We start from the raw sequence: 12,911 nt of genomic DNA, 5'->3' as shown, positions 1-12,911 counted from the left end.
TCAGCATTGCAGATTGACCACCACCCGGCCGCGTACTTCGCCCTTCATCAGGCGCTCTGCGGTCTGCACCACGTCCTCCAGGCCGATTTCCTGAGTAATCAATGCCAGCGCGTCGCGATCCAGGTCGGTTGCCAGACGCGCCCAGGCGTCGATGCGGTCCTGACGGGGGCGCATCACACTGTCGATTCCCGCCAGGGTGACGCCGCGCAGGATGAAAGGGGCAACGGTGGCCGGAAACTCCATGCCCTGAGCCAGTCCGCACGCCGCGACCACACCCCGGTAGCGCGTACTGGCGCAAATATTGGCCAGGGTGTGGCTGCCCACCGAATCGATCGCCCCTGCCCAGCGCTCTTTGGCCAAAGGCCGGCCGGGCTCGGACAGGGTCGCCCGGTCAATGATCTCGGTAGCGCCCAGTTGCCTGAGGTAGTCGGCTTGCTCCGGTCTGCCGGTGGAGGCAACAACGCGGTATCCCAGCCGCGCCAGAATCGCGATGGAGAAACTGCCCACGCCGCCGTTGGCGCCGGTGACCAGGATCTCGCCCTTGTCAGGCGTTACCCCGTTCTTCTCCAGCGCCATCACCGCCAGCATCGCGGTGTACCCGGCCGTACCAATCGCCATGGCCTGCGACGCAGTGAACGCCTCCGGCAGCGGGATCAGCCATTTGCCCTCCAGGCGCGCCCGTTGCGCCAAGCCGCCCCAATGGCCCTCACCCACGCCCCAGCCGTTGAGCAACACCTGATCGCCAGGCTTGAAATCCGGGTCGCTGCTCTGCTCGACTGTTCCCGCCAGATCAACGCCCGGCACCATGGGAAACTTGCGCACGATCGGGCCCTTGTTGGTAATCGCCAGCGCGTCCTTGTAGTTGAGCGTGCTGTAGGCCACGTTCACGGTCACATCGCCGGAAGGCAACTGCGCGTCGTCGATGGTGCTGAGTTTGACGCTGTAACCGGCGTCGTCCTTGTCGATCAGAATTGCCTTGAACATATGAACCTACCTTTTAGACCGATCGTCTATAACCATCCGTTAAAAAACAGGGCCGTGATATCAGCGCGGCAGACCGCGCAGGAACCCGGCGATGAAGGTATTGAGTGGACTGTCGTTCTGCACCAGGCGCGCGCGCAACACTGCACCTTCCCAGCCGATCCAGAAATAGGCGGCCAATTCCGCGCAGTTGGCACTGCGCGGCAACTCACCCGCCTGCATGGCTGCGTCAAAACACGCGCTCAAGCGCCGTTGCCAGTCCAGAAAGATGGTTTCCAGGGCATCACGAAAGCCTTCGGGCAGCACCGTGACTTCCTGCCCCATATTGCCCACCAGGCAACCTCGGCGGTACCCGTAGCGCGCCATGCTGACCTTCGAGTGCTGGACGAAACCGGCCAGGCGCTCCAGCGGCGACAGCGTCTCATCGAGCAGCCAGCGGTCGAGGCGGCGAGCGAAATACGCGGCGTAACTGTCCAGAACGGCCAGACCGTAGACTTCCTTGCTGGAAAAATAATGGTAGAACGAGCCTTTGGGCACACCGACGCGCTTGAGAATGCCGTCGATGCCGGTGGCCATGAAGCCCTGCTCGGTGAGCACTTCAACGCCGCAACGGATCAGCGCTTCGCGGGTATCGAAGTCGTCAGGACGAGCGGTTTTCGGGGGGCGCCCCGGGCGTCTGGGTTTTGCGATCATGTCATTCATGGGGTTGCATATTAGACCGACCGTCTATTAAATCAACCCGAACGTTTGAAATGACCACAAATCATATTTGCACTCTTTCACTGCCCCGGAGAACCTGCCCATGATCGCCTGGCCTGACACCCGCATCCTCAAGCTGCTCGGCATCGAAGTCCCGATCCTGCTCGCGCCCATGGCGGGTGCCGCAGGGTCGGCCCTGGCGATTGCCGTCGGCAAGGCTGGCGGCCTGCCATCCCTGCCATGCGCCATGCTCAGCCATGAGCAGATCCGTGAAGAAGTCGCGCTGATCCGGGCCGGGACCCATGCGCCGCTGAACCTCAACTTCTTCAGCCACCAGAATCCGCAAGCCAACCCGGCGGCCGATGAGGCCTGGAAACAACTGCTCAAGCCCTACTACCAAGAGCTGGGCGCTGACTTCGACGCGCCGACACCCAAGTCTAACCGCGCGCCTTTCGACGAGGCCAGTTGCGCGCTGGTCGAAGAGCTCAAGCCTGAAGTCGTCAGTTTCCACTTTGGCCTGCCCAGCGAGGACTTCGTACGCAGGGTCAAGGCGGCTGGTGCCATCGTCATCTCCTCGGCGACCACCGTTGACGAAGCGATCTGGCTGGAGCAACGCGGTTGCGACGCGATCATCGCCATGGGCAACGAAGCAGGCGGACATCGCGGCATGTTCCTGAGTGACCAGCTCTACACCCAGGTCGGCACCATGGCGCTGGTACCGCAGATTGCCGACGCCGTGAGCGTGCCGGTGATCGCTGCAGGCGGCATTGCCGACAGTCGCGGCATCGCTGCAGCCTTCATGCTCGGCGCCTCGGCCGTACAACTGGGCACGACTTATCTGTTCAGCCCTGAGGCCAAGGTCTCCAAGCTGCATCAGGCCGCCCTTGCCAATGCCAAGGACAGCCAGACCGCCGTTACCAACCTGTTCACTGGCCGCCCTGCGCGGGGCATCGTCAACCGCATCATGCGCGAAATCGGCCCGATCAGCGCCGCTGCACCGGCCTTCCCTACCGCAGGCGGCGCACTGATGCCGCTGCGCGCCCAGGCCGAGCCTCAGGGCAACGACGGCTTCATGAACCTGTGGGCTGGCCAGGCGGTGGGCATCAAACACCAATTGCCTGCCGAGGAGCTGACCCGTCAGTTGGCGGTGCAAACCCTGGAGAAACTGGGTGGCCTGCGAAACTGATTGAAAAGCGCAACTGATTGAATGCGCAAAAGAACAGGCTTCCTTGAAGTGATGACTCGCTATATATTCGGGTGTATAGCGTTTGGCCGGTATCTGGCCGACATGAGTCATCACTTCATAAAAAACAACACGGAGCCGTTCCATGCGCGCAACATCCCTTCGCGTCACCCTCAACACCCTCGCCCTCACCTTTGCGGCCCTCTCGGCCAGCAGTGCCTTCGCTGATGAAGTCCAGGTGGCCGTCGCCGCCAACTTCACCGCCCCCATCCAGGCCATCGCCAAGGATTTCGAAAAGGACACCGGACACAAGCTGGTCGCCTCCTTTGGCGCCACCGGCCAGTTCTACACCCAGATCAAGAATGGCGCGCCGTTCGAGGTTTTCCTGGCGGCTGATGACACCACCCCGGCCAAACTGGAAAGCGAGAACGAGATCGTCAAGGGTTCGCGCTTCACCTACGCCGTCGGCACCCTGGCGCTGTGGTCGGCCAAAGACGGCTACGTCGACGACAAGGGCGAAGTCCTGAAGAAGAACGAATACCAGCACCTGTCCATCGCCAACCCGAAAGCTGCGCCTTACGGTCTGGCCGCCACTCAGGTCCTGGAAAAACTCGGCCTGACCGACGCCACCAAAGCGAAAATCGTCGAAGGCCAGAGCATCGCCCAGGCCTACCAGTTCGTGCAGACCGGCAACGCCGAGCTGGGCTTCGTCGCCCTGTCCCAGGTGTACAAGGATGGCAAGCTGACTGGCGGTTCCGCGTGGATCGTCCCGGCCAACCTGCATGAGCCGATCAAGCAGGACGCGGTCATCCTCAACAAAGGCAAGGACAACGCCGCAGCCAAGGCGCTGATGGAATACCTCAAGGGCCCGAAAGCCGCTGCCGTTATCAAGTCGTTCGGATACCAGCTGTAAATGCCTCTGGACAGTGCCGACCTCGCTGCGATCTGGCTGACGCTGAAACTGGCGTCGCTGACTACCGTGATCCTGTTGATCGTCGGCACGCCCATCGCGTTGTGGCTGGCGCACACCCGGTCCTGGCTCAAGGGACCGATTGGCGCGGTGGTGGCATTGCCACTGGTTCTGCCACCGACCGTCATCGGCTTCTACCTATTGCTGTTGCTCGGCCCCAACGGTGCGCTGGGTCAGTTCACCCAGAGCATTGGCCTGGGGACGCTGACCTTCAGCTTCACAGGGCTGGTGATCGGATCGGTGCTGTACTCCATGCCGTTCGTGGTGCAGCCGTTGCAGAATGCCTTCGTCGCCATCGGCCCGCGACCGCTTGAAGTCGCAGCCACCCTGCGCGCCAGCCCCTGGGACACGTTCTTTTCGGTGGTCTTGCCGCTGGCCCGCCCCGGCTTCATTACCGGCGCGATCCTTGGCTTTGCCCACACCGTGGGCGAGTTCGGCGTGGTGCTGATGATCGGTGGCAACATTCCGCAGAAAACCCGGGTCGTCTCGACGCAGATCTACAACCACGTCGAATCCCTGGAGTATGCCCAAGCCCACTGGCTGGCCGGTGCCATGCTGGTGTTCTCCTTCCTTGTTCTGTTGGCGCTCTACTCCAGCGGCAAGACCAAATCGGCCTGGAGCTGACCCATGAACACGGCACTCGAAGTCCGCCTGAAAGTGGACTTTGCTGAATTTTCCGTTGACGTCGATTTGCACCTGCCTGGGCGCGGCGTCACGGCGCTGTACGGCCACTCGGGCTCGGGCAAGACCACCTGCCTGCGCTGCATCGCCGGGCTGGAAAAAGCCTCGCAAGCGTTCATCCGCGTCAACGGCGAGGTCTGGCAAGACAGCGCCAAAGGTATCTTTCTGCCCACCCACAAGCGCCCGTTGGGCTATGTGTTTCAGGAAGCCAGCCTGTTCCCGCACCTCACTGTGCACAACAACCTGACGTTCGGGCTGAAACGCATCGCCCCCGGCGAACGCAAGGTCAACCTGGAACAGGCGACGACACTGCTGGGGATCGATCATCTGCTGGAGCGTCAGCCTGACAAACTCTCTGGCGGCGAACGCCAGCGGGTCGGCATCGCCCGCGCGCTGCTGACCAGCCCTCGCCTGCTGTTGCTCGATGAGCCACTGGCCGCACTGGATGCGCCGCGCAAGCGGGAAATCCTGCCGTATCTTGAGCGGCTGCACGATGAGCTGGATATCCCCATGCTCTACGTCAGCCATTCCCAGGACGAAGTGGCGCGGCTGGCCGATCATCTGGTGCTGCTCAGCAACGGCCAGGCGCTGGCGAGTGGGCCGATTGGCGAAACCCTGGCGCGGCTGGACCTGCCCCTGGCGATGGACGATGACGCCGGGGTCATCATCGAAGGCGCGGTGAGTGCCTACGACAGCGCCTACCACCTGGTGACCGTCAAGCTGCCGGGCAGCGACCTGACGATCCGCGTCGCCCACGCGCCCCTGCAGGCAGACAAGCCCCTGCGCCTGAAAGTCCAGGCCCGCGACGTCAGCCTCAGCCTGCAACCCGACAGCCAGAGCAGCATCCTCAATCGCCTGCCCGTCACCGTGGTCAGCGAGGCCGCCGCCGACAACGCCGCCCACGTGCTGGTACGTCTGGATGCCCAAGGCACGCCGCTGCTGGCACGCATCACCCGCTATTCCCGGGATCAGTTGCAACTGCATCCGGGGCAAATGCTGTGGGCGCAGATCAAGTCGGTGGCGTTGTTGGCTTGAAAGATACTCGGCACTGCGGCGCTCCGGCATGGTCAACGTTAAGACCAGCCCCAAGGATTGCCGCCGATGCCCGATGCCACCTCAAGGGAAGACCTGCCCAAGGATCTGCACTATGTCGACGACAGCCAGCCGGGGCTGACGCGCAAGATCCTGCGCGGCAAGTTTGTCTACTTCGACCGCGACGGCGAGCGCATCCGCGATGAGGCTGAAATCAAGCGCATCAACGCTCTGGTGATCCCGCCGGCCTACACCGATGTGTGGATCTGCGCCGACCCGCGCGGTCATTTGCAGGCCACCGGTCGCGATGCCCGGGGCCGCAAGCAGTACCGCTATCACCCGCGCTGGCGGGAGGTGCGCGACGAGAACAAATACTCGCGCATGATCGCCTTCGGGCTGGTGCTGCCCAAGGTGCGCAAGCAACTGGAGGCGCAACTGGCGCTGCCAGGCATGGGCCGCGAGAAAGTCATGGCGGCGGTGGTGTCACTGCTGGACCAGACGCTGATCCGCATCGGCAACAGCCAGTATGCCCGCGACAACCGCTCCTACGGGCTGACCACCCTGCGCAACAAACACGTCGATGTCCACGGCAGCAAGATCCTCTTCGAGTTTCGCGGCAAGAGCGGCGTCGAACACCGGGTCAGCGTCACCGACCGGCGCCTGGCCAACATCATCAAACGCTGCATGGAGCTGCCCGGCCAGAACCTGTTCCAGTATCTGGACGACGAAGGCCAGCGCCACAGCGTCAGCTCCTCAGACATCAATCAGTACCTGCACGACCTGACCGGCGCCGACTTCACCGCCAAGGACTACCGCACCTGGGCCGGCAGCGCCATGGCCCTGGCCACCCTGCGCAAACTCGACTGGGAGCCCGAGGCCGATGCCAAGAAGCACATCGTCGCCATGGTCAAGGAAGTCGCGCGTCTGCTGGGCAATACCCCCGCCGTCTGCCGCAAATGCTATATCCATCCGGCGGTTCTGGAGGCCTTCGTGGTGGGCGAACTGGCTAAACTGCCCCGCCTGCGACAACGCAAGGGCCTACGCCTTGAGGAGGCGGCACTGGCCGGGTTTCTCAAGGGCTTGCAGGCCGCCGAGGCACTGCAAATGGCCAGCGAAAAGAAAACATGAACCTGCACGCTGCCCACTCAACCGGTAAGCTGCGTGCTGAAATCCTTCGACCCTGGGCCCTTCGATGACCACTGCGCCACACCTGCCTGACGACGCCACCCGATCATCCGCTTCCTTCACCGTTGCCCCTGACCTGCCCGGTTTTGTGCGAGTGCGCGGCGCCCGGGAGCACAACCTCAAGGACGTGGACATCGACATTCCGCGCGATGCTCTGGTGGTGTTCACCGGCGTTTCGGGCTCGGGCAAGTCATCGCTGGCGTTTTCGACGCTGTACGCCGAAGCCCAGCGCCGCTATTTCGAATCGGTCGCGCCCTATGCGCGGCGCCTGATCGATCAGGTCGGCGTACCCGACGTGGACTCCATCGAAGGCCTGCCGCCGGCCGTCGCGCTGCAACAGCAACGGGGAACGCCCAGCACGCGCTCCTCGGTGGGCAGTGTGACCACCTTGTCGAGCCTGATTCGCATGCTCTACTCCCGCGCCGGTCAGTACCCGGACGGCCAGCCGATGCTCTACGCCGAAGACTTCTCGCCCAACCTGCCCCAGGGCGCATGCCCTGAGTGTCACGGCCTGGGCCGGGTCTATGAGGTGCCGGAAGAGCTCATGGTGCCCGATGATTCCTTGACTATCCGCCAGCGGGCCGTGGCTTCCTGGCCGCTGGCGTGGCAGGGCCAGAACCAGCGTGACATCCTGGTCACCCTCGGCTACGACGTCGACATCCCCTGGCGCGATCTGCCGAAAAAACAGCGCGACTGGATTCTGTTCACCGAAGAACAACCCACCGCTCCGGTCTACGCAGGCCTGACACCGGCAGAAACACGTACCGCCCTCAAGCGTAAACTTGAGCCCAGTTATCAAGGCACCTTCATCGGCGCCCGACGCTACGTCCTGCACACCTTCACCCACTCGCAAAGCGCGCTGATGAAAAAGCGCGTATCGCAATTCATGCGCGGCAGCCCCTGCCCGCTTTGCGACGGCAAGCGCCTGAAACGCGAAGCCCTGTCAGTGACCTTCGCCGGGCTGGACATCGGCGAGCTGTCGCAGATGCCGCTGCTGCGCCTGGCCGAAGTGCTGCGTCCAGTGGCCATGGAAAGCGCCTGCGACGACCCGGCCAACCCCAGCCTGTCTATCGAAAAACGCCTGGCGGCCCAGCGCATCGCCCAGGACTTGCTGGCGCGGGTCAGCACCCTGACCGACCTTGGCCTGGGCTATCTGGCGCTGGATCGCAGCACGCCGACGCTGTCATCGGGCGAGCTGCAGCGTCTGCGCCTGGCGACACAATTGGGGTCGCAGTTGTTCGGTGTGATCTACGTGCTCGATGAGCCCTCCGCCGGCCTGCACCCGGCCGACAGCGAAGCCCTGTTCGCGGCACTGCAACAGCTCAAGGCCAGCGGCAATTCGCTGTTCGTGGTCGAGCACGATCTGGAAACCATGCGCCGCGCCGATTGGCTGGTCGATGTCGGCCCCGCAGCTGGCGAGCATGGCGGTCGGGTGCTGTACAGCGGCCCGCCGGCAGGTCTCGCACAGATCGAGGCTTCACGCACCCGCCTGCACCTGTTCGCCGAGCACAGCCAGTTGCGCACAGAACGGCGCAAGGCCAGGCACTGGCTGCGCCTGGAAAGCATCACCCGCAATAACCTCACGGACCTTTCTGCCGAGTTTCCGCTGGGCTGCTTCACCTCGGTCACCGGCGTTTCCGGCTCAGGCAAATCCAGCCTGGTCAGCCAGGCCCTGCTGGAACTGGTCGGCGCTGCGCTGGGGAGCACCAATGCCAGCAACGACCAGGAAGAGCCGAGCCTGGAAGACGACACGCCGCAACCCACAACAGGTCGCATTGCGGCCGGCCTCGAATCCATCAAGCGCCTGGTGCAGGTCGACCAGAAACCCATTGGCAGAACGCCGCGCTCGAACCTTGCCACCTACACCGGACTGTTCGACAACGTGCGCAAGCTGTTCGCCGCGACCGACGATGCGAAGGCTGCCGGTTACGACGCCGGGCAGTTCTCCTTCAACGTCGCCAAAGGTCGTTGCGAGGTCTGTGAGGGCGAAGGCTTCGTCAGCGTCGAACTGCTGTTCATGCCCAGCGTCTACGCACCCTGCCAGACCTGCCACGGCGCCCGTTACAACCCGCAGACATTGGCCGTCCGCTGGCAAGACCTGAACATCGCCCAGGTCCTGCAACTGACCGTCGACCAGGCCGTAGAGGTGTTCGCCGAACAACCCGCAGTACTGCGCTCCCTGACCGTCCTGCGCGACATCGGCCTTGGCTACCTACGCCTCGGCCAGCCCGCGACGGAGCTCTCCGGCGGCGAAGCCCAACGCATCAAACTCGCCACCGAACTGCAACGCAACCCTCGCGGCGCCACCCTCTACGTGCTCGACGAACCCACCACCGGCCTGCACCCCAGCGACGTCGACCGCCTGCTGGTGCAACTCAACGCGCTGGTCGACAACGGCCACAGCGTCATCGTCGTCGAGCATGAAATGCGCGTCGTCGCACAGAGTGACTGGGTGATCGACATCGGCCCGGGCGCAGGCGACCAGGGCGGCAACATTGTCGCCAGCGGCACGCCGGAGAAAGTCGCCAAGGCCAAGGCCAGCCGCACAGCGCCATTCTTGCGTGCAGTGTTGGCAGGGATCTAATTCCCGCCCACGCGGTCCGACGATACACGCAAACCACCCAGGGACAGATTCATGAAACGGATTTCCACCGCTGCACTCCTGCTATTGATGCTCTGCGGCTGCACCACCCCCGGCTCAAGCGTGAAAGACAAGATCTGGTACGCCGAAAAAGAACAGCCGGCGCGAGTGCCCTGGCACGTCTACCTGATGTTCAAGGACGATAACCATTTCATCTGGTGGCGCACCGTCGAAGGCCCCGACGCGGTGCTGAAGAAGTTCGATGCCTACACCCACGACAACGGGCCCGGCGTCGATTCACCGGTCAGCTACGTTCGCACGGGCGACCGCATCACAGCGCAGTCCCGCGATTCCGTGCACAGCAAGACAGGCGAAACGATCTTCACCGACATTCGGACATTCGATGGCCGATTCGTGGGTGACAGGCTGGAGATAGACTATCAGATGACCACCGTACGACCCGACCGCCCTTCGACTGAGGAGCGGGTGATTCGGTGGTCGTTGAAGCGGTTGAGTAGCGTGGGTGGGGAGTGACGCTAAGGACAATTAAAGCCCCCCCCTACTGCCCCATGATGATCCGGTACCGCCGCTGATACTCCTCGTACGAGACGTTCTCCTGCGTCAGCTTTTGTACTTGCTATGATCGAAACCTGCCACGCCGAACACTCGCTAAACCCTCGCCGAGCCGACAGGTTTGCGTCTTTCCACCGAAAGGCTCGGCGCCGGCATAGCCCCTCAATCACTTCGCAGCACGAAACTTCCGGATTAGTCATATGGTTCAGTCGTCAAGCCACTTGTACGCGCTTACAGTTGAGGCGTTTCAACGAAGCACGTAAGAAGGAGGCCCCATGCCGTTCAACAACAGATCTCAGCGCCAAGTCCAGAGCCTGCGACGTATGCGCGAGTGGCACCTCAGCCAGGCCGTCAAGGCAAAGATTGACGGAAAAATCGAGGAATCGGATTACCACTATCGGTATTATGACCTGCTCGGCCCGGCGGTCGAGGTGGCGACACCGGCAAGCCGCTGATCAATGCCTTTTAGGGCCGGACTGCTCAGTGAATCGAATGCTCGCTCGCAGGCGAGGCCGGCCATTCTGGATTCCGTAAGCTTTAACCAGCTCTCCCGCACGTTTGTCAGAGCGCTGGAGCTGGTGGGAGAGCATCGTTGGGGCGCGAGTGGCTGACGCGCCTCACTGGCTCACTGGGCAGTTCCGGCCTTCGCGGCTTGGCCTGCTTGACGGCCGTGGCAGGCAGGACATTGGTACATCACCTGGGCAATCGAACTCACCATGTGCTGGTGAATGCACAAAACATTGCGCGTAGGCAGGAGAGGAGTTGGTAAGCATTGATTGCAAAAAGCCCCGCGTGGCATAGGCCAGCGGGGCTTTTTGAGAAGGACTGAGCGCCCTTGGGAATCGCAATTGGTGCCCCGAGCCGGAGTCGAACCGGCACATCCTTTCGGACGACGGATTTTAAGTCCGGTGTGTCTACCAATTTCACCATCAGGGCGGTAGCACGTGTGCGTTGTCAGAGCAGCCCAACTGATAAGCAGTGGGTGCCGACAAGAGGTGGGAATATATACATCCCTACCCGGTGAAGCAAGCTTGAATGGCGTCTAAATGCGTCTGGACCTAAATTTCATGCGGATAAAAAAGCTCCGCAAAATCAAGGCCCTACTGCATCAGCGAAAGCATCATAGTCATGGGTGAAAGCTCAGGACAAGGAACGAAGCCTGCATGCCTGGCATAGTAGGTCACAAGGCTTTCGTTCAAGGGATGCACAATCACGGCGACTGACCCGATGATCTCGGAGGCTACGATGCAGCGTTCGATGGCGTCCGCCAACAGCGCGAGCGACAGACCACATCCACCCGCCCTTAGCGAAACGCCCATTCTCCCAAGAATTGTCACAGGCAATGGATCTGGAGCGTTACGGCGCATCTTTGCGGTTGTGCCATGGCGACGATCCACTGCTCCGTTGGAGAGCGTGTAGTAACCGGCGATGTTGTGAGTACCTTTGAAACAGACCACGTAAACCATAGCGTGTTTCGCCTGCTGCGCCTTGAGCGCTTTGGCTCGCAGGTATTCGTTGATCGAAGCTTCACCACAGTCGAAGTCATCGGTGATGTGAAGCGCATTCAGTTTTTCCGGTGGGCTCAGCTCCAGGGCTTTGGCCTTGCGAGCAGTTTCTTCACGCATTCGTTGCCCCCCAACGGATTATCTGCAAGCGCCCTCTCGAATCGGTCAAACGCGTCATCGCCCAGTAAAAATAGCCTGCGATCCAGCAGGACCTCCTCGGCACGCTTACAAGCGGCGTCGATGATGAAACTGGTCCGGTCAGTACCGAGCAGTTCAACCGCAGCATCGATCAGGCTTCTTTTCCTGGTATCGACCCGCATGTTGATTGGAACGGGTTTCTCACGCTCTAACGGTTGGTTCATGGTCTGGTTTCCTCTCCAGGGTGTTGCATGGCCGTGCACACAGATGGCTAGTGACTTGGCACAACACGGGGGTGTCCTTCCATTGACGCAGTGACGGGCAAATCGCAGTTGGATGCTAACATCCTGTATAGCTATCGTATAGCTGTATAGCAAATGCACTTACGATCCGCATGCGAGTAGCAAAAATGCACAGTCGTCTCGCGCAACGACCTGACTCGAAGCGTAGCCCGTACTGGAGGATTTCGAAGTTGCGGAATGATAGGAAATGATGCGGAACCTATCGCCTGAATTTCGGGCACAAAAAAACCCGTAAGACGTTGATCTTACGGGTTTTAAATGTGGAGGCCGAGGTCGGAATCGAACCGGCGTAAGCGGATTTGCAATCCGCGGCATAACCATTTTGCTACTCGGCCCCAAACGTACAGTACCCTGACAACTGACACTGAACGCGTTACAAACTGGAGCGGGAAACGAGACTCGAACTCGCGACCCCGACCTTGGCAAGGTCGTGCTCTACCAACTGAGCTATTCCCGCTTGGTGTGGGCGCCATTCTATAGATTCAAATGACGCCGTCAACCCTTTGATTTAAAAAAACTTATTTTTCTTCTGCGGTGGTGCGCAGATGCGGCCATGCGGCGCGCAGATATTGCAGCATCGACCAGAGGGTCAGCCCCGCCGCGACCATGAGCAGGATGTAGCCGAGCACCACCCAGAAGGTAAAGGCTGGCGGGTTGGCCAGCAGGATCACCAGCGCCAGCATCTGCGCGGCGGTTTTCCATTTGCCCAGGTTCGACACGGCGACCTGGGCGCGTGCGCCGATTTCGGCCATCCATTCGCGCAATGCCGAGATCACGATCTCGCGACCGATGATGACGGCGGCGGGCATGGTCAGCCAGAAATTGGCGTGAGCCTGTACCAGCAGTACCAGGGCGACGGCCACCATCAGCTTGTCGGCCACAGGATCCAGGAACGCGCCGAACGGTGTGCTCTGCTCCAGGCGGCGGGCCAGGTAGCCGTCGAGCCAGTCGGTGGCTGCGGCCAGCGCGAATACCGAACTGGCTGCCATGTAGCTCCAGTGATAAGGCAGGTAGAACAACAGAATGAAGATCGGAATCAGCAGGACACGTAATACGGTAATCAGATTAGGGATATTCATCG

At 61.6% G+C, this 12,911-nt stretch carries 13 protein-coding genes and 3 tRNA genes; 8 read left to right on the top strand and 8 right to left on the bottom strand.

The window, feature by feature from the left end:
- Together ACIPO9_RS05800 and ACIPO9_RS05795 are read right to left on the bottom strand one after the other, a co-directional pair.
- Positions 1 to 984: an MDR family oxidoreductase gene (locus ACIPO9_RS05800; protein WP_400779304.1), complete on the bottom strand. Its 984-nt coding sequence runs from the start codon at positions 982 to 984 to the stop codon at positions 1 to 3.
- Between the two features lie 60 nt (positions 985 to 1,044).
- Positions 1,045 to 1,683, bottom strand: coding sequence for a TetR/AcrR family transcriptional regulator (locus tag ACIPO9_RS05795; RefSeq protein WP_400779302.1), 639 nt, complete (start codon positions 1,681 to 1,683; stop codon positions 1,045 to 1,047).
- Positions 1,684 to 1,783: 100 nt separating this feature from the next.
- Between ACIPO9_RS05795 and ACIPO9_RS05790 the strand changes: the two genes are divergently transcribed.
- The 8 genes from ACIPO9_RS05790 to ACIPO9_RS05755 all read left to right on the top strand — a co-directional run bounded on the left by ACIPO9_RS05790 (position 1,784) and on the right by ACIPO9_RS05755 (position 10,340).
- A complete protein-coding gene (locus tag ACIPO9_RS05790; protein WP_274130930.1) occupies positions 1,784 to 2,866 on the top strand; it encodes a nitronate monooxygenase family protein in 1,083 nt (360 codons plus the stop codon).
- A 142-nt stretch (positions 2,867 to 3,008) separates the two neighbouring features.
- Complete coding sequence (gene modA / locus ACIPO9_RS05785) at positions 3,009 to 3,776, top strand: molybdate ABC transporter substrate-binding protein (RefSeq protein ID WP_400779300.1); 768 nt, start codon at positions 3,009 to 3,011, stop codon at positions 3,774 to 3,776.
- Positions 3,777 to 4,457, top strand: coding sequence for a molybdate ABC transporter permease subunit (modB, locus tag ACIPO9_RS05780; protein WP_274130927.1), 681 nt, complete (start codon positions 3,777 to 3,779; stop codon positions 4,455 to 4,457).
- 3 nt (positions 4,458 to 4,460) lie between these two features.
- Entirely contained in the window at positions 4,461 to 5,549 is a 1,089-nt protein-coding gene (modC, locus tag ACIPO9_RS05775) for a molybdenum ABC transporter ATP-binding protein (protein WP_400779298.1), read from the top strand.
- Positions 5,550 to 5,615: 66 nt separating this feature from the next.
- Positions 5,616 to 6,674, top strand: coding sequence for a DNA topoisomerase IB (locus ACIPO9_RS05770; protein WP_400779296.1), 1,059 nt, complete (start codon positions 5,616 to 5,618; stop codon positions 6,672 to 6,674).
- 64 nt (positions 6,675 to 6,738) lie between these two features.
- Positions 6,739 to 9,315 carry an excinuclease ABC subunit A gene (locus tag ACIPO9_RS05765; RefSeq protein WP_400779295.1) on the top strand — a complete coding sequence of 859 codons (2,577 nt, stop codon included), beginning with the start codon at positions 6,739 to 6,741 and terminating at the stop codon, positions 9,313 to 9,315.
- Positions 9,316 to 9,366: 51 nt separating this feature from the next.
- Positions 9,367 to 9,846, top strand: coding sequence for a hypothetical protein (locus ACIPO9_RS05760; RefSeq protein WP_400779293.1), 480 nt, complete (start codon positions 9,367 to 9,369; stop codon positions 9,844 to 9,846).
- Between the two features lie 314 nt (positions 9,847 to 10,160).
- Positions 10,161 to 10,340: a hypothetical protein gene (locus tag ACIPO9_RS05755; protein WP_274130922.1), complete on the top strand. Its 180-nt coding sequence runs from the start codon at positions 10,161 to 10,163 to the stop codon at positions 10,338 to 10,340.
- Positions 10,341 to 10,734: 394 nt separating this feature from the next.
- Here ACIPO9_RS05755 and ACIPO9_RS05750 read toward each other — a convergent pair.
- The 6 genes from ACIPO9_RS05750 to pgsA all read right to left on the bottom strand — a co-directional run bounded on the left by ACIPO9_RS05750 (position 10,735) and on the right by pgsA (position 12,909).
- A tRNA-Leu gene (locus ACIPO9_RS05750) sits at positions 10,735 to 10,821 on the bottom strand.
- 164 nt (positions 10,822 to 10,985) lie between these two features.
- Positions 10,986 to 11,510, bottom strand: a complete 525-nt coding sequence (locus tag ACIPO9_RS05745) for a hypothetical protein (RefSeq protein ID WP_400606958.1) — start codon at positions 11,508 to 11,510, stop codon at positions 10,986 to 10,988.
- Positions 11,468 to 11,752 (bottom strand): DUF1778 domain-containing protein, encoded by a 285-nt coding sequence (locus tag ACIPO9_RS05740; RefSeq protein ID WP_400606960.1) that lies wholly within the window; start codon positions 11,750 to 11,752, stop codon positions 11,468 to 11,470. The genes ACIPO9_RS05745 and ACIPO9_RS05740 overlap by 43 nt, the downstream gene beginning before the upstream one ends.
- A gap of 339 nt (positions 11,753 to 12,091) precedes the next feature.
- Positions 12,092 to 12,165, bottom strand: a tRNA-Cys gene (locus tag ACIPO9_RS05735).
- Between the two features lie 46 nt (positions 12,166 to 12,211).
- Positions 12,212 to 12,287: transfer RNA gene (locus tag ACIPO9_RS05730), tRNA-Gly, on the bottom strand.
- Positions 12,288 to 12,348: 61 nt separating this feature from the next.
- Positions 12,349 to 12,909, bottom strand: a complete 561-nt coding sequence (gene pgsA / locus ACIPO9_RS05725) for a CDP-diacylglycerol--glycerol-3-phosphate 3-phosphatidyltransferase (protein ID WP_400606963.1) — start codon at positions 12,907 to 12,909, stop codon at positions 12,349 to 12,351.
- Positions 12,910 to 12,911: the final 2 nt, after the last annotated feature.

The organism is Pseudomonas sp. NPDC090203 (assembly GCF_044746765.1).
GTDB lineage: Bacteria > Pseudomonadota > Gammaproteobacteria > Pseudomonadales > Pseudomonadaceae > Aquipseudomonas > Aquipseudomonas putida_AD.
The sequence above is the reverse complement of the archived record's forward strand: the minus strand, read 5'-3'. Positions and strand labels throughout refer to the sequence as shown.